The sequence below is a fragment of the Bacteroidota bacterium genome (genome assembly GCA_030017895.1).
Lineage (GTDB): Bacteria > Bacteroidota > Ignavibacteria > UBA10030 > BY39 > JASEGV01.
The window spans coordinates 1-21867 of sequence record JASEGV010000052.1 but is presented as its reverse complement, the minus strand read 5'-3'; the positions used below and the strand labels follow the sequence as shown (position 1 = coordinate 21867).

At 38.5% G+C, this 21867-nt stretch carries 16 protein-coding genes and 1 pseudogene; 3 read left to right on the top strand and 14 right to left on the bottom strand.

Going from position 1 to position 21867, the window contains the following annotated elements; genetic code table 11:
* The 12 genes and pseudogenes from QME58_10355 to msrA all read right to left on the bottom strand — a co-directional run.
* Window positions 1-1649: hypothetical protein (locus tag QME58_10355; protein MDI6804230.1), on the bottom strand; the 1649-nt coding region annotated here is incomplete at its 3' end.
* Window positions 1650-1722: 73 nt separating this feature from the next.
* The gene (locus tag QME58_10350; protein ID MDI6804229.1) at window positions 1723-3504 is read right to left on the bottom strand and encodes a T9SS type A sorting domain-containing protein; all 1782 of its coding nucleotides are present in this window, start codon (window positions 3502-3504) and stop codon (window positions 1723-1725) included.
* Between the two features lie 264 nt (window positions 3505-3768).
* Window positions 3769-3921: pseudogene (locus tag QME58_10345) on the bottom strand (thioredoxin-disulfide reductase).
* Window positions 3922-3923: 2 nt separating this feature from the next.
* Window positions 3924-4910 (bottom strand): hypothetical protein, encoded by a 987-nt coding sequence (locus QME58_10340; protein MDI6804228.1) that lies wholly within the window; start codon window positions 4908-4910, stop codon window positions 3924-3926.
* 469 nt (window positions 4911-5379) lie between these two features.
* The gene (trxB, locus tag QME58_10335) at window positions 5380-6324 is read right to left on the bottom strand and encodes a thioredoxin-disulfide reductase (protein MDI6804227.1); all 945 of its coding nucleotides are present in this window, start codon (window positions 6322-6324) and stop codon (window positions 5380-5382) included.
* A 14-nt stretch (window positions 6325-6338) separates the two neighbouring features.
* Window positions 6339-7265 carry a tRNA epoxyqueuosine(34) reductase QueG gene (gene queG / locus QME58_10330; protein ID MDI6804226.1) on the bottom strand — a complete coding sequence of 309 codons (927 nt, stop codon included), beginning with the start codon at window positions 7263-7265 and terminating at the stop codon, window positions 6339-6341.
* 120 nt (window positions 7266-7385) lie between these two features.
* Window positions 7386-8231, bottom strand: coding sequence for an MBL fold metallo-hydrolase (locus tag QME58_10325; protein ID MDI6804225.1), 846 nt, complete (start codon window positions 8229-8231; stop codon window positions 7386-7388).
* An 82-nt stretch (window positions 8232-8313) separates the two neighbouring features.
* Window positions 8314-8649 carry a 4Fe-4S dicluster domain-containing protein gene (locus QME58_10320; protein MDI6804224.1) on the bottom strand — a complete coding sequence of 112 codons (336 nt, stop codon included), beginning with the start codon at window positions 8647-8649 and terminating at the stop codon, window positions 8314-8316.
* 117 nt (window positions 8650-8766) lie between these two features.
* Window positions 8767-12222 (bottom strand): methionine synthase, encoded by a 3456-nt coding sequence (gene metH, locus QME58_10315; GenBank protein MDI6804223.1) that lies wholly within the window; start codon window positions 12220-12222, stop codon window positions 8767-8769.
* 174 nt (window positions 12223-12396) lie between these two features.
* Window positions 12397-13332 carry a nitronate monooxygenase gene (locus tag QME58_10310; GenBank protein ID MDI6804222.1) on the bottom strand — a complete coding sequence of 312 codons (936 nt, stop codon included), beginning with the start codon at window positions 13330-13332 and terminating at the stop codon, window positions 12397-12399.
* A 2-nt stretch (window positions 13333-13334) separates the two neighbouring features.
* Window positions 13335-14354, bottom strand: a complete 1020-nt coding sequence (locus tag QME58_10305) for a redoxin domain-containing protein (GenBank protein MDI6804221.1) — start codon at window positions 14352-14354, stop codon at window positions 13335-13337.
* A 60-nt stretch (window positions 14355-14414) separates the two neighbouring features.
* A complete protein-coding gene (gene msrA / locus QME58_10300) occupies window positions 14415-14921 on the bottom strand; it encodes a peptide-methionine (S)-S-oxide reductase MsrA (protein ID MDI6804220.1) in 507 nt (168 codons plus the stop codon).
* 173 nt (window positions 14922-15094) lie between these two features.
* Between msrA and QME58_10295 the strand changes: the two genes are divergently transcribed.
* From QME58_10295 to QME58_10285, 3 genes are all read left to right on the top strand, one after another.
* Window positions 15095-17128 (top strand): peptidase M49, encoded by a 2034-nt coding sequence (locus QME58_10295; GenBank protein MDI6804219.1) that lies wholly within the window; start codon window positions 15095-15097, stop codon window positions 17126-17128.
* 65 nt (window positions 17129-17193) lie between these two features.
* A complete protein-coding gene (locus QME58_10290; GenBank protein MDI6804218.1) occupies window positions 17194-18351 on the top strand; it encodes an ATP-dependent 6-phosphofructokinase in 1158 nt (385 codons plus the stop codon).
* 60 nt (window positions 18352-18411) lie between these two features.
* Window positions 18412-19854 (top strand): radical SAM protein, encoded by a 1443-nt coding sequence (locus QME58_10285; protein MDI6804217.1) that lies wholly within the window; start codon window positions 18412-18414, stop codon window positions 19852-19854.
* Between the two features lie 32 nt (window positions 19855-19886).
* Here QME58_10285 and QME58_10280 read toward each other — a convergent pair whose 3' ends face one another.
* Both QME58_10280 and QME58_10275 read right to left on the bottom strand, forming a co-directional pair.
* The gene (locus tag QME58_10280) at window positions 19887-21362 is read right to left on the bottom strand and encodes a sugar transferase (protein ID MDI6804216.1); all 1476 of its coding nucleotides are present in this window, start codon (window positions 21360-21362) and stop codon (window positions 19887-19889) included.
* Window positions 21352-21867: hypothetical protein (locus tag QME58_10275; protein MDI6804215.1), on the bottom strand; the 516-nt coding region annotated here is incomplete at its 5' end. The genes QME58_10275 and QME58_10280, both read right to left, overlap by 11 nt.

Here is a 21867-nt window from a genome sequence, read left to right as displayed (position 1 = left end):
TTTTCCCTAATGGCGGTCATTAGAAATTTATAGCCTATTGAACAATCTGGGTTTAATGTGGATATACTCGATAATCTATCAGCTCCGATTCCGCCGATTGTAGCCATTACAACTTCTTGAGTATCACCTGGAGCAAGTGAAAATGGCCCGGTATTCAAAACTATTCTTCTGTCGCCAGGTGAGAGTGAATAAGCGGTGTGTAAACCATCGATAAAACCTGTTTTCTTAACAGGATCACCATTCAGAGGGAATTTTGTTTCTGTAACTTCTGGTGGGTGAGGATATAACCGCCAAGGTGCTGTGGAAGCATCAGGCACATAACCTTGTAACATTCTCCACCATCTTAAACCACCTTCATAGGTGAACGGTGGATCACTGATACCACTACCTGCTGAAAAATATGCAAAAGAAGTCATCGGCATATTTTTCTTCCCATATACCCTCTTGAGGTTGAAAACACCAGAATCGGATGGGAGACCGGAGACTAATGGACCTTGTAAAAAGTCGTATCCCACAGCCGGTGGTGGAAGATTAAATTTTTTAAACTCTGCATCTACCGCGTTTCCATTATATACGAAACCTAAACTATTGGGCTTTCCAGTCATTGGAGGGAAAAGATTCATATCCACACCGCAAATATCATCACCATAATAACCTAAATCCGGGTCAGCCCATTGAGCAAAATACATACTGTCGATGTAGAAAGAACCTTTACTTCCGCCACCGATATCAACGCCACCTTTGTTAATGAACTTAATTTTCTTGAAGTATAAATTTCCCAGAGCATCGGTACGTTTATAACCCCACAACGTAATTTGTGCTTCAAGTCCTAAAGGCTCAGAACCAAATAAACCAGTCGAAGCATATCGATCAAGGTCATTGATTACTGTCCAAACAACTTGGTCAGCCGGAGAATTGGGGTCAATTCCAGCAAGCCCTGGTTCGTCATAATTATACACGATCAAACTGTCAATGGTAAAAGTGTTGGAAAATGGTTTAGGTTTTTGGTATCCGGGAATTCCGTTTCTTTCGACATACGGGGCGCCATAAACTACCGGCCACTCATCCCAATCTTTTGCGTATTGATCAAGAATATAATTAGTTTGTGTTGTTGTTACATGGGTTAGCTGTACTTCAAATAATTCAGCAGCATCCTGTTTCAATTCTTGAATATCCAATTCAGGATAATCTCTTCGGATTCTATAAATACGAACATCAGGATCGGTAGGTGATTGAGCAATTGCCATTGCGCCTGTGCCTATAATACGCCCTGCGCGAGTACCAATATTGTAAGTTTGTCCGCCAATGCGTATAAGCTGTGTCGGAGCAGGTGTAGTTAAGCCAGCATCTAAATAAGCTTTTCCGCCCCAAACAAATCCGTCCTGATAAATCACCCCCCCAGTACCCCGTGGAAAATATGAACCGTTACCATTTGAAGGTGAATGGTTTTGCTGACCATCCGACCGCATCCAAGTTGTGATGTTATTAATATTCAGAATTTGGTAAGTTGGTGTGCCGGCGAGCTTCATCGCTGAGTTATCATTTTGGCGATTGTTTTTATCTGGAATACCAGCGCCAAAAGCGGAGAAATATAAAAAGCAAAATATTAGAAAGAAGATTTGATAAAATATGAAACTTATTTTTTTCATAGCAAGACTCCTTATGTTTGATTTGTTAATATAAAAACTTGAATTCAGCTATTTAAGTTTTGGGAAATAATATTTACTTGATTAGCAGCATCTTCCGAACTTGGACAAAAGTTTTACTCGGTTCGTTTACACCAACCGCTTTTATTTTGTAAAAGTAGATACCGTTCGCCAAACTAGTGCCATTAAATTCGACTTCAAAGTTTCCAGCGTCCTTAGATTCATTCAAAAGTGTAGTTACAACACGCCCTAGAACATCAAAAATTCTTATATCTACATGAGATTTCACAGGAATTGAAAACTTTATGTTAGTCGTTGGATTGAACGGATTCGGATAGTTCTGTTCGAGAATAAACGATTTGGGGAGTAATTCTTTTTCTTTAACACTAACTTCTGGACTTATTGTGAACATTTGGTCAATCCCAAAAAGTGTTCCCAATTGGTTTTTTGCAACTGCTCGAAAATAATAAGTGACGTTGGGCTGAATACTATCTAACGCTTCGCTATAAAATATTGGATTGTAGATATTTCCTAAATCCTGTTTAGTTGTGATTTTATCATAAATTTTAGTAATACCCCATTCAAACCAGCCCTCGGTTGGAAAGCCATTGGGGTTAAACTTTCCTACCAGAACAGCACTGTTTTGGGAAACAGTATTTACTTTTGCCCAGATGTTATTTCTTGGTCCTTCTGCAATAATATAAAATAGATTTATATCTTCTTCGGTCAGTGTAAACGATGTTTGTTGTTTCATATTTATATTGAAAACGCTTCCGTTCAAAGGAAATAGTAACCTAACAGCTCCACTATAGTTAGCATTAAGGTCTTGCCAAACAAAATTAATTGGATAAGCAAATGACCCAATTTGAAATTTGTACTTGTACGTATCCACTTGCGTTGGGTTTTCATACTTCCGAAGATCCAGATACATTCCCTGGTCCATGCAAGCACTATAGCCCGTTCGAGGATCAATAAATCTGCCTTCTGCCGCGTCAGTGGGTGGCATTGGTGGTAAAAAAAATTCTCCCAGTGCTTCGTCAATACAATATGAAGCGTGAGTATGAAGACCAAATTTTCTCTGTGCATGAGTAGGATAACCTGTACTATCTTTCATCTGGATAGATATTGCAAAACCACCTGAATTGGGATCTATCAAAGTTGTGAAAGTTTGTAGGTTCCCAATTTTTATTACATCAGACATATCTGAATTATACGCTACTGCTCTAACAAAATAGCTTACATCGGGTATTAGCCTATCTATCGAACTTGAAATTTCTACATTTGTAACACCAGCACTGATATTTTGCACCGGGGTAAATAACCAGTTGAACTCATCAACTGCTTTCCACATAAAATAAGCTGAAGTCGGTTGACCATTGGGATTAATCCTTCCCATCAAGCGAGCTGATGTCGTTGCAAAACTATCAATCGGTAAAGTAATTACGGTAGGTGGCATTGTTATGAACGTACGATCTTCACTTGTGGTACGACCAAATATATTTTCAGCCACGACCCGGAAATGATAAATTGTATTTGGAATTAACTCATTTAGTTTATAATAGGAAGGTCCAGCATATTGAGCATCTTCAAATTCTGCAATTACTGTAGTATTTCCATACGAAGCTGTAGTTCCCCATTCAAACCAAACGAACAATTTAGATCCGTTCGGAGAAAAATGTGCCCACAATACAGCAGAAGTAGTTGTAATTGCCTTCGCATAATATTCTCGGATAATCGGAGGACCAGAATTTTCCATACTTATATTTTTATCATCTAAACCATTCCCATTTGCGTTTATCGTCAGCAGCAAAAAGTAAAGTAATAAATTCAGTTTTTTCATTCTTGTCCCTTTCTTCATTTTTTATTCCTTTCTATATACAAAAGTATAAAATAAAAATCAATTGTTTCTAAAACTTTGAGCCCGCCAGACTCAGGCGGTTGAAATAGTTAAATCAGTTATTCCTTTAACCTCAAACAAACCTGCCCTAGCTGTAGAATCAGGGGATAATAAGAAAAAATGTCTCCAATATGAGAAACCGTTTATTTTTTCGGATTGAATATTCCGAAACCTGTCCGGATAATATTTTATCCTAATGTAAACCCCGTCAGAGAACTACGTTCTCTATCGGGGTAAACTTTCTAAATATCTCTCTACATCAATTGCTGCGGCACAACCTGAACCAGCAGCAGTTACAGCTTGTCTGTAAACAGAATCCGCGACATCGCCCGCCGCAAAAACTCCGGGAATATTTGTTGCTGTTCCATTGCCAATAAGTTTTATGTATCGGTTTCAATCCAAGGAATCATAAAATCTAAATTTTCATCTTCGGGATCAGGATAAGCATCAATGTATGTTGAATAGAAACCGATAATTGGCGAGAGATCGGCAGACCTGTGATAACGAGTCCAATAGCGTCCTGTTACTCTTCCACTAATACCACTGCCGACCGGAATACTAAGAACACCAGGCGATGATGTTGGATATGACAGAGTACTCGACTGCAAAGGTGACAAACTCAGAGACCGTTTCTTACTTTGACGCTTCTGGTTATTACGTTGATTAAGATTCCCTTGATCGCCTTGAGATGGTCGGGCTTCCACCCAACTTTTTACTCTCCTTAACACTTTTCCGTCAGAGGCATCGATGTGATAGCGGTAATTTTTGTAGCCATGAAGACCAATATAAACGGTCCAGGCAAGCCGGTATTCATATGTACTATCGTTCTCTACCGGAATTATTGCCAGCATAGGTTTACCATGTCCACTTCCACCAGAATCACTCTCTGCGATCTTGACTGCAGTTTCAGATGGAATAGATGGAGTTGTGGGGCATTGCACTAGAGGAAATATTTTTCCGCCAAAACTTATATCTCCTCGTATGCCAACAGTAATTCCGAATTCGCTTCCTACAATACGAATTCCTTTATATAGCTGCTCATACGATGCACCCTGCAAATCACCACTCGTATCAATAGTATTTGCTCGTAAGTCTTTTGATGTAATTTTAAGTATCTTCGAGTAATCATCGATGAGTCTTCTTGCAAACTTATCAAGAGATTCTTTTGTCAACTGATTCTTCGTAAGCCCATAATTTTTAATGTGCTCAGAGAACCCGCGAATGTTTTTCACACCACCCGTTTTAGGGTCGAAGTCGGGGTATAATGGCTTACCGCGCGGGTCGAAATACTCAGTCGTGGTCTGAGAATATCCGAAACCCGCCGCTAGAGTAAGCGCAATAAGAAGTATTAATTCTAACTTTTTCATTGTATTATTTCCTTTTTATTTAAATGAGTATTATTTAATTGAGAACATGCTTTCAATTACTTCCGCTAATCACCTCCTTCAAAAATTGCAAGAACTTGTGAATTAAGTTGAGTAAATGAAAAGGTGAGCAGCAATCCGCCGATGGCGGATAAAACTAATGTTTTCATAACCGTACTCCTTTGCTTGAGTTGTTTGTATTTATATAAAAAAATGTTCGATGCAAAGGTAATCAATAGTCCTATAATTGTCAATAGAGCATGAAAATATTTTGCGTGCGAGGGTAGGGTTTTTTGTTAAAAAGGCGGGAAACTCAATCCATACGAGATTAGGTAAAAACAAATGGCTCCTATTATTGAGCCATATGTTGCTCTGACTTGTTGTGCTTTTCTCTTTTTTTTGTTCATAACCCCCTACCTTCATTTGTTATCGAGTAAGCAGATATTAAATTCAAATCTCAAGACATTAAATCCTAATGTAAACCTTCCAAATATCTCTCTACATCAATTGCGGCAGCGCAACCTGAACCTGCGGCTGTAACTGCCTGGCGATAGACCGAATCTGCGACATCGCCTGCTGCAAAAACTCCGGGAATATTTGTTGCAGTCCCTTTGCCGATAAGTTTTATGTAACCTGTTTCGTACATATCAATCTGGCCTTTGAAGATTGATGTGTTTGGCTCGTGTCCGATTGCAATGAACAAGCCCACGGCTTTCATTTCGGTTATTGCGCCTGTCTTTACATTTTTTATTTTCAAACCTGTCATCGCTTTTCTGCCGGCTTCTTCTTTACCTAAAACTTCTTCGACAACTGAGTCCCACAAGAAAGAAATTTTGGGATTTTGCTGTACTCGCTCACGCATAATTTTGGATGCACGCAACTCGTTTCGTCTGTGTATAAGAGTTACTTTGGAAGCAAACTTTGTTAAAAATATTGCTTCCTCTAAAGCAGTATCTCCCCCGCCAACTATCGCAACTTCCAAACCTTTAAAGAAAAATCCATCGCAAGTAGCACAAGCTGATACTCCGTAACCAAAATACTTTTTCTCCGATTCAATGTCCAACAATTTCGCACGAGCGCCGGTGGCAATAATAACTGCATCGGCGGTATAGATTTCATCGCCTGCCCAAACCTTAAATGGTTTTGTACTAAAATCAACTTTAGTGATCTCAATAGTCTCGCAAACAGTACCAAATTTTTCAGCTTGCTTGCGGAACAAATCCATCATCTCGGGTCCCATCACTCCATCAGGAAAACCGGGATAGTTTTCAACCTCGGTGGTTATCGTAAGCTGTCCACCGGGTTGGCTACCCTCAAAGAGAAGCGGATTTAGATTTGCACGTCCTGTGTATATCGCCGCAGTAAATCCTGCTGGTCCTGAACCGATTATTATTACTTTATGATGTTTTTCGTTCATCTTCACTTTCCTTTTTATTTTTCTGTAACTGCTTCTATGTTCTCTATGAATTTTTTATGTTTGATTCTTTTGATAGGAGAATTTTTGAACTTCTCCATAAATTGCTCTGATGAGATGCTTTCAAGCTCAGAAAGATTCGGATAAATGTTGTATTCTCGAGGATAAAATTCCGAAATTTTTGTTACAGTTGCAAACTTTTGGTTCCACGGACAAACATCCTGGCATATATCGCAGCCATATATCCAGTTTTGATAGTTATCAGTTAACTCCGGCTCCATCGTCCCTTTGTTTTCGATTGTTTGATAAGAAATGCACTTCCTGGCATCTAAAACATAAGGTTCAACTATTGCGTTGGTAGGGCACGCATCAATACATAACGTACAATCGCCGCACTGATCATTTAAATTATTATCGGCTTCGAGTTCAAGATTTATAAAAATTATTCCAATAAAAAACCAAGAGCCAAATTGTGGTGAGATAAGAATGGAATGTTTTCCCTGCCAACCGATTCCCGCCCGTTGTGCCCATATTTTTTCCATCACCGAACCGGAATCGACATACGCTTTTCCATCGGCTTTGGTATTGATAGCTTTGATGTATGTTAAAAGAGTGTTGAGTTTATTTTTGACTACGATATGATAATCATCTCCCCAAGCATATCTTGAAATTTTGCCAACGCCAATATCTTTGCTACGGCGAATATCTGAATAATAATTAGCAGCTAAAACAATTACCGATTTAACTTTGGGGAAAATAAGTTTTGGGTCGAGTCTTTTTTCAATATCCTCCTCCATCCATTTCATATCACCGTGATAATTATTGGATAGCCACTCAGCTAATTTTCTCCCTTCGACTTCTAACTTTTCAGGATTTGCGAATCCGATTTTTGAAAATCCTAAATTTAATGCGTGTTGTTTTATTTTTTCTTTTGTGACTAACATTCAAAAAATTATACTATTCGGATTTCGACAATTGTGAGTCGACCAGCCAGGTCGACCTACAATAATTGAATTATTTCGTTTAAGAAACAGACGAGGGAAAATAACTAAGGACCTTGTCGCCTACAATAATTGAATCACTTCGCCAACACCAAAACCTTTTTCGTTTGATGCGATCGTGGCGGCTGCAATTTTTGGGTCGTGCTCAAAAACCAATTTCCACTTTTCTTCATAAGCCGGACCTATTATTTTTCTCTTTTCTTCCAATGTTACCAACGGCTGCAAATCGTATCCCATAATAAATGGCAATGGTATGTGCGACGACATCGGCACTAAATCGGCGCAAAACAAAACTGTGTTTATTCCGTCAGAGATTTTGGGAATCTGCTGCATACTCGTATGACCATTAAGCAAAATTAAATTTATACCCGGAAATATTTCAAACTCCCCCTCGACTAATTCCAAAACACCAAATTCTTTCAGTGGTAAAAAATCTTCTTTAAAGAAACTCGCCCTGTCGCGGTCGGTCGGATTGAGCGCCCAATTCCACTGCTCTTTTTGAACATAGTATTTAGCATTCGGAAATGTCGGCTTGATTATTCCCGAATCATCAAACGTTGAACCACCAGCGTGGTCAAAATGCAAGTGTGTAAGTATCACATCTGTTATCTCGTTCGTAGCTACGTTATGTTTTTGTAATGATGAAATAAGACTGGTTGATGTTGTATCAATCTTATAGATATCTTTTAACTTTTGTGACATCTTCGGGCTATTACCGGTATCGACTAAAATCTTTTTCCCTCCGCCAACAATCAAAAGACTTCTTGTAACCATTTCGATACGGTTTAATTTGTCGGGTGGATTTGTTTTTCGCCATAACGCTTGCGGCACCACGCCGAACATTGCCCCGCCATCAAGGGCAAACCTGCTCGTTTCAATCGTAAAAATTTCGTAATCGCCGATCTTCATTTATCTTCTCCACTAATGAAAAATAAGGTCGGTTCTGTGTGTAAACCGACCCTTACTATTAAATTAAAACTCAAAAAATATTCTATTTAAATCGCGAGGGGGCTTCGCTTAATGGTAAAAATTCTTTTTCAGGATGTATTTGTTTTGCTTTATGGTATAACTCTTCTTCGGTTTCGGGGCGATTCGGGTCGGGAACGCAACAATCAACCGGGCAAACTGCCGCGCATTGTTCCTTTTCGAAGTGCCCAACACATTCGGTGCATTTTTCGGGAACTATATAATAAAAATCGTTTGAAAGAGCGTCTACCATTTGACCGTTTAACTCATATTGGACACCGCCGGCATAAATAGCGGTATTTGGACATTCGGGTTCACACGCACCACAATTGATGCATTCTTCGGTGATAAATGTTGCCATATCTAAAATCTCCTTGTTTTATTGTGTTTTGGTGAATATTTCATTAAAAACTTAAGTTTCAAAAATTACTATGCAATTATAATAAAAAGATGTGAAAAATACAACGTTATTTTTTGATCAAACATTAAAATACTTCGCTTCAGGATGATGGACTATGATTGCTGATGTTGATTGCTCAGGAATTAAATGAAACTCTTCTGTTAACTCAACTTCAATCCTTTCAGGTTTTAATATCTCGAACAATTTGGTTTGGTCTTCCAAATTCGGACAAGCCGGATAACCGAAACTATAACGCGAACCTTGATAACCTTGTGTGAATAATTTCTTTTTATCTAAGGCATCCGCCCCGGCAATTTCTAACTCCATTCGAATTTTTTTATGCCACATCTCTGCTAATGCTTCTGCGGTCTCTACACTTAATCCGTGAAAGTATAAATAGTCCTTATACTTGTTGGATGAAAAGAGTTTTTGTGAATACTCTGATGCAGTTTTTCCAACAGTAACTAATTGAAGTGCAATAACATCAAGGTTGCCTGAATCTTTTTCAGCAAAATAATCAGACAAGCAAAGGAATCGGTCAGATTTCTGGCGTGGGAAAGTAAAGCGAAGCCACTCTTTTAAATTTAGGATTTGGGATTTGGGATTTGGGATTTCTGATGGATTGTATATTATTAAATCGTTACCGTCGGAGTTACAGGGGAAATAGCCGTAAACAACTTTGGGTTGTAGAAGGTGTTCTTGTTTGCTTTTTGCTTTTAATGATTCGAATTCAGGATGAATTTCTTTCTTTACGAACTTTTTATAATCTTCCTCCGACTTAGCCCCCTTGTAAACTTGCCACTGACCTTTAATCAAAGCTACTTCGTTGATGTATTCGAATACTTCATCAACATTAATATCTTCAACAACTTTCGATCCCCAGAATGGTGGTGTTGGAATCAGATTATTTATTGATACCTTGCTTGACGACTTTGCTTGTAAATCAACTCTTGCTTGAATCGTTACCTTCTTCTCTTTTGGGGGAACTTCGATCTTCTGTTTTGATTTAAGCTGGTTAAGGTTTTCCATAAAGTGCAGCCCATCGAAAGCGTCGTTTGCATAAGCGACATGAGCGCTGTAAATTGCTCGTAAATCTTCTTCGACAAATCTTCGCGTTAAAGCAGCCCCTCCAAGCACGACTGGAATAGTAATACTGCGCTCAGTCATTATCTCAAGATTCTCTTTCATAATAGCTGTAGATTTTACCAACAATCCACTCATCCCGATAGCATCGGCGTTATACTCCTCAACGGCATGTAAAATAGTCTCGATCGGAACCCGTATTCCCAAATTTATGATACTATACCCATTATTAGTCAAGATAATATCAACAAGGTTTTTTCCGATGTCGTGAACATCGCCCTTTACAGTTGCGAGCACCATCGTTCCGCGCTTCTGCACCGATTTCTTTTCCATCATCGGTTCTAAGTATGCAACTGCGGATTTCATTACTTCAGCAGACTGGAGCACAAATGGCAACTGCATCTGTCCGCTGCCAAACAATTCACCCACGACTTTCATCCCCCCGAGCAATATCTGGTTAATTATTTCTATCGGCTTATATTTTTTAAGAGCTTCATCTAAATTTTTAATAAGGTTCGATTTATCGCCATCTATAATATCGTTCTTCAATCTTTCTTCTACTGGAAGAAGCGCATCAACCTCTTTTACTCTGACGTCTACCTTTCGATGTGAAAAATAATTGATAAGTTCCTTAAGGGGATCGTAACTTTCAGTCCTTTCATTAAAGATCAATTTTTTACACAGTTCCTTTTCGGTTTCTCCAATCTTATACAGCGGTAGAATCTTCGCTGCGTGTACGATTGCCATATCAAGTCCATATTCAATAGCATAGTGCAGGAATACAGAATTCAACACAATCCTTGTTTGGGGATTTAGTCCAAAAGAAATATTACTAACCCCCAAACTCGTTTTAACTTCAGGAAGTTTTTGCTTGATAAGTCGCAGCGCTTCGAGTGTCTGTATGCCGGCGTCCGCAAACTCTTGATCACCCGAGCCGAGTGTAAATGTGAGCGTGTCAAAAATTATGTTCTCAGGTTTAAGTCTGTATTTATTAACAGCAAGGTCGAAAATTCGAGCAGCTATTTCCAATTTACGTACTGTTGTCTTTGCCATTCCCTGCTCATCTATTGTCAGGGCGATTACAGCCGCACCATACCGAGTGCACAAATTCAATATTTTCGCAAATCGTTCTTCACCATCTTCTAAATTAACGGAATTGATGATTGCCTTTCCACCGTATCTTTGTAAGGCGGCTTCCATTGCATTTTCATCGGTTGAATCGATCATCAGTGGTGCTGTAATTTGTGTATTGAATCGGCTAACAACTTCGCTTATATCTTTTACTTCATCGCGTCCTACATAGGCTACACTCAAATCCAGAATGTGAGCGCCCTCTTTCACTTGTTCTCTTCCGAGTGAAACCATTCCTTCCCAATCTTCCTTTAAGAGCAGGTCACGGAATAATTTGCTGCCGTTTGCGTTTGTTCTTTCTCCCACCAACAAAGGTGCGGGTTCGATATGGAGGGGAACACTTTGGTATAAGCTTGAGACAGCCGAAGTAAATTCAAATTTCCTTATTTGCGGCGACAACGAACCTACAGCTTCTACAACCTTTTTGATATGTTCTTTCGTAGAACCGCAGCACCCGCCAACGATATTAACGCCGAAATGTTTAACAAAGTGGGAAAGATTATTTGCTAATTCCTCAGGCGTGAGATGGTAATGGGCTTTACCGCCAATGTTTTCCGGGATACCTGCATTCGGCATACAGAAAATTGGCAGAGGACTGTTTGCAGATAAGTAGCGAATGTGTTCCGACATTTCTCTGGGACCAGTCGCACAGTTTACTCCGAAGGCATCAATCGGGAACGGTTCGATTGCGGTGAGAGCTGCGGAGATTTCGGTGCCTAAAAGCATCGTTGAAGTTGTTTCGATTGTAACCGAAACTATTACAGGAATTTGTTTTTTTAAATCTTTCAGGCAAGAATAAATACCGGCAAGTGCGGCTTTGGTTTGAAGAACATCCTGGCAGGTTTCAACGACGAGCAAATCTGCGCCGCCTTCGATGAGGGCTTTTGCCTGAATGTAGTACGATTTTTCCATATCAGAGAAACTTATATGACCCAGTGATGGCAGCTTTGTAGTAGGACCCATTGAACCGGCAACAAAGCGTGGATGACCGTTTTTAGAATAATCGTTTGCTATACTCTTTGCGATTTGTGCAGCTATGAAATTCAATTCGTAACACCTATCTGCGATGCCATACTCAGCTAGAACAAGCGAAGCGCCGCCGAATGTATTAGTTTCAATTACGTCGCAGCCCGCTTCCAAAAAATCGGAATGGACCTTTTCCACTGCCGACGGTTTGGTAATAACCAGATATTCATTGCATCCGTTAAACTCTTCTCCGCCGAAATCGTCTGCGGTTAAGTTCTGGGATTGAATGCTTGTTCCTGTCGCTCCGTCGAAGACGATTACTTTTTGTTTTAATATGTCGTTAAATATTTTCAATAATTTTATCGATGTATATTTAAGTAGTATTCTTTAAGGAGCCAAATCGGCATCTTAAACACTAAGAAATATTTACTTTTTAGACAGCCTCAAGTTTAAAGATATTTGCTCTTTCATCCTCGTGAATTTGCCTAATACGTTTAATCTGTGGTCAATTTACCTTGATTCAGAAAGTCAAGATAGCTTTCTTATCACAGACATATATTCTTCAACAATTTTTTTTACAATTTCGCCTGCAGGTAAGATTTCCTTAATCATACCCGCACATTGTCCGGCTTCAATTTCACCTTCATCCAAATTGCCGTCTAAAATTGCCATTCGTTCACGACCTTTACCGAGTAAATTCACAAGTTCTTCTGGTGTTGCACCAAGATTCTCAGCATCAATCACAAGTTGTGAAAATTTGTTTTTAATCAGACGAACGGGTATAACTTTTTTCAAAATTAATACTGTGCTGTTATCGGCAGAATCAACAATCGCACGCTTATAGTTATCGTGTGCCGATGATTCGACCGAAGCGGCAAACCGCGTTCCGATTTGAACTCCTTCTGCCCCAAGCGCAAACGCCGCAGCCATTCCCCGGCCGTCTGCAATTCCACCGGCTGCGATAACAGGAATTTTCACTGCATCTACAACTTGTGGAATTAAAACAAAAGTCGTAATCTCATCCAACCCGTTATGCCCGCCTGCCTCAAACCCTTCAGCTACTACTGCATCACATCCGACACTTTCTGCCTTCAATGCATATTTAACTGAAGGAACTACGTGAATTACAACGCATCCGGCATTTTTCAATTTGTCAATAAATTTACCTGGATGCCCCGCAGAAGTGAAAACTATTTTTACACCTTCATTAATAGTAACATTTACCAAATCTTCCGCATCGCCCCGCAACAAAGGTATGTTCACACCAAAAGGATTTGTTGTACGAGTTTTTGCTTTACGAATTTGTTCACGCAGCAATTCCGGCTTCATTGATCCGGCGCCAATTAATCCGAGTCCACCCGCTTCTGATACTTCTGTCGCTAATTTATAACCGGACACCCAAACCATTCCGGCTTGAATAATCGGATATTTAATTTCAAACAAGTCGGTAATTCGTGTTTTCAATTTTATCTTCCTGCGATAAATTCTGTGATGGGTGATGATACAAACGACATCGAGTAAAATGCAAAGCTATTTGAATCCGGAATCAATTTCAAAATATGTTCTCCGAATTCAGCGTTGTTCACAACATTATATAGTTTCGGATTATCTATTAACAGAAAACTCCTTTCGGCTTCATCGATAAATACATCAGTCCCCGCATTTCCTTTAGAAAGATAATTTCCATCTTGTTGAACAAATACTTTGAAGTTATTTTCACCTTCAGGCTTTATAACAACATTTACCTCTTTCGCTTGATACTGTGCAACTATATATGCTTCGCCCGGTATTTCGTTTTCATCTTTCACAAAAAATTTATTAACTAACCAATTTCCGTGCAAAAATACTCTCCCTTCCAAGTAATAGTAAGGGTCGTGGTAATAATTAATTGATTGCGGAAAATATCCTTCCGTATTTCCAATATTTCCGCGTTGGTAGCCTACAAATATTTCGGGAGTAGATTTATAGCAATGCACACCTTGCTTGTCTTTTTCACGTAGTGGTTTCATTATTTCAGGAAATTCTCCTCGATATCCTGCATCAGCAAGAAGATATTGAATTGCACTCTCCAGTGATAGATATGAACCTTCCCCTTCTTGGATATACCGTATGAATCCAGACTTATCAATCAAATAAGATGATGGCAATAAACGAGTGCGGAATAAATTCCCCACATGAAAATCATTATCCAAAACGATAGGATATTTTATTTCATTTTCGGAAATGCTTCGCTGGACGAGAGCCGGTTCTTTTGCGAATGGAAATTTTGGTGTGTGCACTCCGATTAAAATCAGTCCATATTCGGAATATCTTCTGAACCATTCTTTAACATAAGGTAAGGAGCGGAGCGAATTTTGGTCGGTAGCGTCCCAAAAATTAATGAGGAATATATTGCCTCGATTAGCCGAGAGTATAATTGGTTCGGAATTAAACCAGTGGTCGCCGTATATTTCGGGTGCGCGATATTTTTGTTCGAGTAAGTTCATAAATTAAACTTTCAACATTGATAATGTAGTCAATTTTCACTTATTTAACAAGAAATTTTCTTACTTCAGCTTTTCAAGTTTTGGTCGTACCACAAATCTGCAATAAGCCGCATCCGGGTTTTTTTCAAAATAATCCTGATGGTATTCTTCCGCTTTGTAAAAGTGAACAAGTGGTTTTATTTCAGTAACTATCGTTCTGTCAAGTTGACTTTGGGCTACCGACCTTGATTTTTCTGCTGATATTTTTTGGGATTCGTTATGATAAAAAATTACCGAACGATATTGCGTTCCAACATCCGCACCCTGCCGGTTTAAAGTTGTCGGGTCGTGTGCCTTCCAAAATACTTCCAACAGTTTTTCATAACTGACTATGTTTGGATCAAATGTAATTTCAACTACTTCAGCATGACCTGTTTTTCCGGTACAGATTTCTTCGTAAGTTGGGTTGACTTTCGTACCGCCTGCATAACCAGATTTTACAGCTATCACGCCGGACAATGATTGGTAAACTGCTTCGGTGCACCAAAAACAACCGCCACCGAATGTAGCTTTTTCGTATTGATTCATTTGTTCTCCTTTAGAAGAATTTAAGCAAAGGGCAATAATTAATATTGTGAGTAGCATAATTCGTTTTTACTAATTAACTATTGTGATGTTTATATCGTTCCCTATTTCAGATTTTGCCTTTCCCCCTTCTTTTTGTTATCATTACACTGAAATTAAATAAAAGGAATATAATCATGTTGATTAAATCACTCGTATCGCTATCGTTAATCGTATTTACATTTATTGGTTGCACAAAAAAGGAAACTGGAATGGAAAGAATTTATAAATTAGAACGCATCGGTCCTGCACAGGTTGTACAGTTGTATGCTGATGGCTTCGATCAATTAACACCGAAGGAAAAAATCTTTTCTTACTACCTACACTTAGCCGGATTGGCAGGCAGGGATATTGCAATCGACCAGCATCATCCGAACGCGATTGAAGTCCGCAACCTTATCGAGCAAATTTATTTCTATCAAAGCGGCATCGACACAAATACCATTAAAAAAATAACCAACTATTTAAAACTATTCTGGATCAACAACGGTTTTTACGATAATATAACATCTAAGAAATTTGTACCTGAAGTTACATTTGAAGATTTTAAACAAGCCTGTGAGAAGGCACAGCAGAACGGTGCAAAGCTATCAAACGAAAATGAAACACTTGAACAAAAACTTAATCGCTTAAAAGAAATTATATTCAATCCAAACTATGAACCGCAAATGACGAATAAAACTCCCGGTGAAGATTGGATAAAAGGAAGCGGTGTAAATTATTACGGTAGAAATATTTCCTATATTGAAATCGAGAAATGGGCAAAAACAAGAAACGAAAAAAACCCGCTCAATTCAAAAGTTGTGAAAGAAAATGGAAAGTTAGTAGAAAATATCTGGCGTGCTGGTACTGATGGAATTGAACCTGGTTTATATGCCGAACCTCTCTCTGAAGTTATCAAATATCTCGAAATGGCAATCCCCTACGCAGCAAACGATCATCAAGCCGAAACAGTTAGGTTGTTAGTTAAATATCTTAAGACGGGTGATTTAAACGATTTCAGAAATTACAATATCAGTTGGGTGGAAGATTCCTCAAGCGTTGATTTTATACTTGGATTCATCGAAGTTTACCTTGACCCACGCGGACAAAAAGCAGAATGGGAATCCGCAATCTTCTTCACTAATCCTGAACAAACAAAGTTAATGCAAAATTTAGCAAAACATGCTCAGCACTTTGAAGATGCAGCGCCGTGGGCTGATGTGTATAAAAAGAAAATTGATAAATCGCCGATAGCTAATGTAATTAATGTGATTGGTTCAACCGGTGGAACTGGACCGGTAAGTCCAATCGGTATTAATCTTCCGAACGAACAAGCGATTCGTGAAGAGTACGGAAGCAAAAGTGTTCTTCTGCACAACATCGTTGAAGCCTATGATAAATCGACAGGGTTAGAGATGATAAAAGAATTTGCAGCTGATGAAACAGAAATCGAAATGCAAGAAAAGTATGGGTCGAAATCTGATAACCTACATACTGCAATGCACGAAGTTATCGGTCATGGTTCAGGTAAAGTTAGCGATAAGCTGCAAGGCAAAGACCCTTCCGATTTTTTACCCGGCTATTACAACACGCTTGAAGAAACCCGCGCCGATTTGATTGCACTTTGGAATGCATTCGATTCTAAAATAGTGGATATAGGTTTTGCAAAAGATGAAGATGAAGTCCGAAAAATCGGTGAAACAATGTATCAGCAAACAATACGCGTGGCTTTAACACAACTTCGCAGGATTGGAAAAAGCGACCAGTTAGAACAAGACCACATGAAAAACCGGCAAGTGATTGCCCATTACATTATGGAAAATTCGAATGCAGTAACGATTGAAAAACGTAACGGAAAAACTTATTATCGAATTGCTGATTATGATGAAATGAAAAAAGCGGTTGGCAAACTATTAGCTGAAGTAATGCGCATAAAAGCCGAAGGCGATTTCGATGCAGCGAAACAGTTGATTGATAAATACGGTTTCAAAGTAAATACCGAATTGAGAGATGAAGTTCAGAGGCGTGCAGAGTTACTCGACCTTCCACTTTACACAGGATTTGTTATGCCAAAACTTGAACCGGTTCTCGACCCCGAAGCAAAAATTATTGATGTACAGATAAGCTATCCGCTCGACCTCACCACTCAGATGCTGGAGTATTCTGCCTTTACAAAGGTGCCGCGTTGAATTGTATTCTTCAATAACTTTGATTAAATTTTACCAAAATAAAATTATTTAGAAAGAAGACATAAATGAAAATAGGTATTTTAACAGGTGGCGGCGATGTTCCGGGCTTAAACCCTGCCATAAAAGCTGCAGTCAATCGTGCCATTGATGCAGGCAATGAAGTAATCGGCATTCGCAAGGGTTGGGGCGGTTTACTTAATTTTAATCCGGATATACCAAAATCCTTCGAAGATAATTTTATGCTGCTAACAAAAACAACGACTCGCACAATCGATCGAAGCGGCGGTACAGTTTTACATACTTCAAGAACAAATCCCGCAAAAGTTCGTCCCAAAGAAATACCGGCATTCCTGAGTGACAAGTATAAAAGTAAGGAGCAGGGTATGAATATCGATTGTACTCCGCATATTCAAAATGTTCTCCAACATTTAAAGATAGATGCGTTAATAGCTATTGGCGGCGACGATACATTGAGCTATGCTGTTCATTTACATAAAACCGGTTTTCCTGTAGTTGCAATTCCAAAAACGATGGATAACGATGTTTTCGGTACCGATTATTGTATCGGCTTTTCAACTGCAATAACACGCAGTGTAGATTTTATAGATGCTTTAAGAACACCCGCCGGTTCGCACGAACGGATTGCAGTAATAGAACTTTTTGGAAGATACTCCGGCGAAACCTCTTTGATATCTGCTTATCTCGCCGGTGTAGATAGAGCGATAATTTCCGAAGTTGACTTTGATATAGAAAAATTGTGTAAGTTTTTAGATGCAGATAAACGCGCCAATCCAAGCAGCTATGCTTTGATGACAATTTCGGAAGGAGCAAAATTGGTTGGAGGCGATATGATAATTACCGGCGAACCGGATGCTTACGGACATAAAAAATTAGGCGGTATTGGCTACATTGTTTCGCAAGAAATTCAAAAACGAACCGGACACCTCACAATTTACCAACAGCTTGCCTACTTGATGCGCAGCGGTGAACCCGATGCTCTCGACCGCATGGTGGCTACAAGCTACGGTTATTTAGCTGCCGATTTGATAAACGCAAAGCATTTCGGAAAAATGGTGGCTCTGCAAGATGGAAAGTACACTACTGTTTCGATAGATATTACATCGCAAGGACAAAAACGTGTTGACGTGCGTGAACTTTATGATGCCGAGAACTACAAACCGCGCATCAAACATTTTTTGAACAAGCCGATGTTTTTATATTAAATCAATAGCCAATGGTCAATCCTCCTACTCCACTTTGTGGCTTCGGCGGACAAGTATATTATGAAAAACATAATTTTAATTGAACCCTCGGCACCGGGATTTCACATATACTCACGCTACCATTTACCACGTCTCGGTTTGCCGATTTTTGGAGCAATGCTAACTAACAGCGGTTACAACGTTACTATTTTTTATCAAGATATAGCGCCCCTCGATTGGGAAACAATTTTGACCTCCGATTTAATTGGCATTTCAACAATCACAAGCACCGCTCCCGAAGCGTACCGCATTATTTCAAAAATTAAAACTTTCAATCCTACCATCCCTGTCGTAATCGGCGGTCCTCATGTAACATTTCTCGCCGATGAAGCATTGAGAAAAGGCGCCGACTTCGTTGTCCGGAGGGAAGGTGAGAGTTCTTTCATCGAACTGATAAAATGGTTGGAAAACAGCAGCACCGATATAAAAGAAATCAAAGGAATTTCATACAAAATCGGGAACATAATTTTTCACAATCCTGATACCACTGCCATTCATAATCTCGATTCTCTTCCCTTCCCTGATTTTAAAGTAATGCGTAACTACCAAAATATATCCAACATAATTTTGCAAACCTCACGCGGCTGCCCTTTCGATTGTAAGTTTTGTTCGGTAATTAAAATGTTCGGGCAGGATTGCAGATTTCATTCTGTAGAGTATGTAATTGAAGAAATAAAATATTTAAAAAATATTTTGGGAAATAAACCGGTTTTCTTTTACGATGATAATTTTTTGATAAATAAAGATAGAACAAAACTACTTTTAGAAAATATCATCAGGAATAATCTTGATATAAAATGGAGTGGGCAGGTTAGAATAGAAACGGGATACGACAAGGAACTTTTAGAATTGATACGAAAAAGCGGCGGCAATATTTTATATATTGGCTTTGAAACGGTTAGCAAAGAAACTATGCAAGCATACCACAAGCGCCAAAATATAGAACGATACCCAGAAGCAATCAAAAATATACACAAGCAGCAAATCCGCATTCACGGTATGTTTGTTATTGGTGCAGATACGGATACGATTTCGACAGCCAGACAAACAGCGGAGTTTTCGCTAAAAAATAAATTAGATACTGTGCAGTTTATGATACTAACTCCCCTTCCCGGAACAGACACGTTCAACGAATTGAAAGAAGAAAAACGGATTATTAGTTACGATTGGAGTCTCTACGATGCACACCATGTTGTTTTTCAGCCGAAGTTGATGTCGGCGTTTCAGCTTCAAGTTTCTTCGATGTTGGAAGCAACTCCGAAATTTTATTCTAAACTCCAATCGTTCAAGCGTGGGATTGCAAGTTTACTCTCTATCTCTATATTACTCCCATCGTGGAAAACAAAATTTGAAAACTTTATACTTACCGCTTATGCTCGCCGCCTTATTAAAAAGTGGACAAAAGCAAACCACGAGTGGTTGAATATTTTAAAAATAAGAGATAAGATAACTAATGGGCAATAGTCAATTGACAATTGACTGTTAGCAATTAGCAATTAGTACGCTCCCTTTCCAAACAACGCAACAGGAACAGTCTCAAATAATATTTCTAAATCAAACATAATCGACTGGTTCTCAATGTAATATAAATCGAGCAGAACCATTTCTTTAAAACTTAATTCTCTCCTTCCTGATATTTGCCACAGTCCGGTTATACCAGGCTTAGCATTCGCTCTCAACTTATAATATCCTTCGATTGTATTTTCGGGTGTAATATTACTTAAATCTGCAATTGAGAGAGGCCTCGGTCCGACTAAACTCATATCACCCTTTAACACATTAAAGAATTGTGGGATTTCATCCAAACTAACTTTTCTAATAATTTTCCCAACCTTTGTAAGACGTGGGTCATCCTCTACTCTGAATAAGCCTCCGGAAGTCAGGTTGATTTTATATAATTCATCTTGTAGAGCTTCGGCATTCTTTATCATACTGCGGAATTTGTAAAATAAAAATTCATTCTTGCCTTTTACCAATGCTCGTTTTTGACTAAAAAAGATCGGAAATCCATCTTCAATAATAATGGCAAGCGATATCAATATAAATAACGGGGATAAGATAATTAGAGCTAATATACTTCCGATTATATCAAAGCCCCTCTTAAAGAAGTTTTTGATAAACATTATTTTTGTCCGGGGCGGCGAATATAAAGGTATTCCTGCCATATCTACGATGTATGCAAACCTTAGCAGGTTTTCTGATTCCGGCGAAACTATTTTAAATTTTATCCGATTCTTTTCACATTTATGGAGTATCTTTGCAAAACTATTCTTTCCGTTCACCATCGTAGGTGTTAGTATAGTATCGATATCTTCAATTTTGGCTGTTTTCTCAAGTTGTGAAACGATATAATTGGATGTCAATTTCCCGAATTCATTCTGTTCATGTAATTTTTTCGCTTCATGATCACTAAAAATAAATCCTTTTACCTTATACCCCAACTCTGGATAAAGAATTATTTTCTCGAATACTTTTTTACAGTCGGGTCCGTTTCCATATATCAATACATTGCGTACACCCCAATCTCTTTTTTGGAATTTTAAATGAAGCTGGTACAGAATGCTTCTTCCGATAGTAAACACAATGGGCAGCAAAACGATGAAGAATAATACAAACCTTCTCGGAAATTCCGCCTGCTGCAGTAAATAGAAAGATGCGAAAATCATTAACATAGAATACAAATATGCTTTGCCGGCGAGTTTATACTGCTGCGTTCTGTTACTCTGAAATGCTGTGCGGTACAAGCCAAATATTAACCCAAAGAATATTAATATGACCCAATAGTTGAAAGTAAAAAATATAAACTTTGAAATCGTGATAGTTGGAAGGTCGGGTATCAGGTTGCGGATAAGATATGCTCCGATACTGCTTATTACTATAGCGGTTGTATCAACTGCAATAGAGAAAAGAATAAAAATAGAACGCCAGTTGCGTTTTATGAAATTCTTGAATATGTAATAGCTAGATTTCATTTAGGTACAATTTTACTTTTTTTTCTATAACAGTAAAAACCACATTTGGGTCTATATGAAAACCGCTCATAAATTTTATCGGCAGCATTTCTACATCTTCGTAAGACAACAGACATTTAAAATATAAAGCTTCATTGAAATCTTTGTGTTTTTTCTTTGCGGCTTTAATTAACTCAGACAAATCGTATGTTTTTAGTATGTAATACAAATCAACATAATCTTTATATGATGCGCGACTCAACGCGAGTATTTTCATGATTCCAATCTCAAGGATATCAGCAATATCGAGATATTCTGTTTTGATTAATGGAAATATGTTTTCGTAGTTAATCTTGAAAAAGGATAATTTTACTTCATCATTTAATAGGCAGGTATAAGTGTTTATTTCATTTTGTAAAATTGATATTGTGTGATTTGGAAATAATTCAAGCAGCTCTGAATTTAATCGTTCATTGTGGAATGATATATTCGTAAAAAAATCAAAATCTTCTGATACGCGATGACC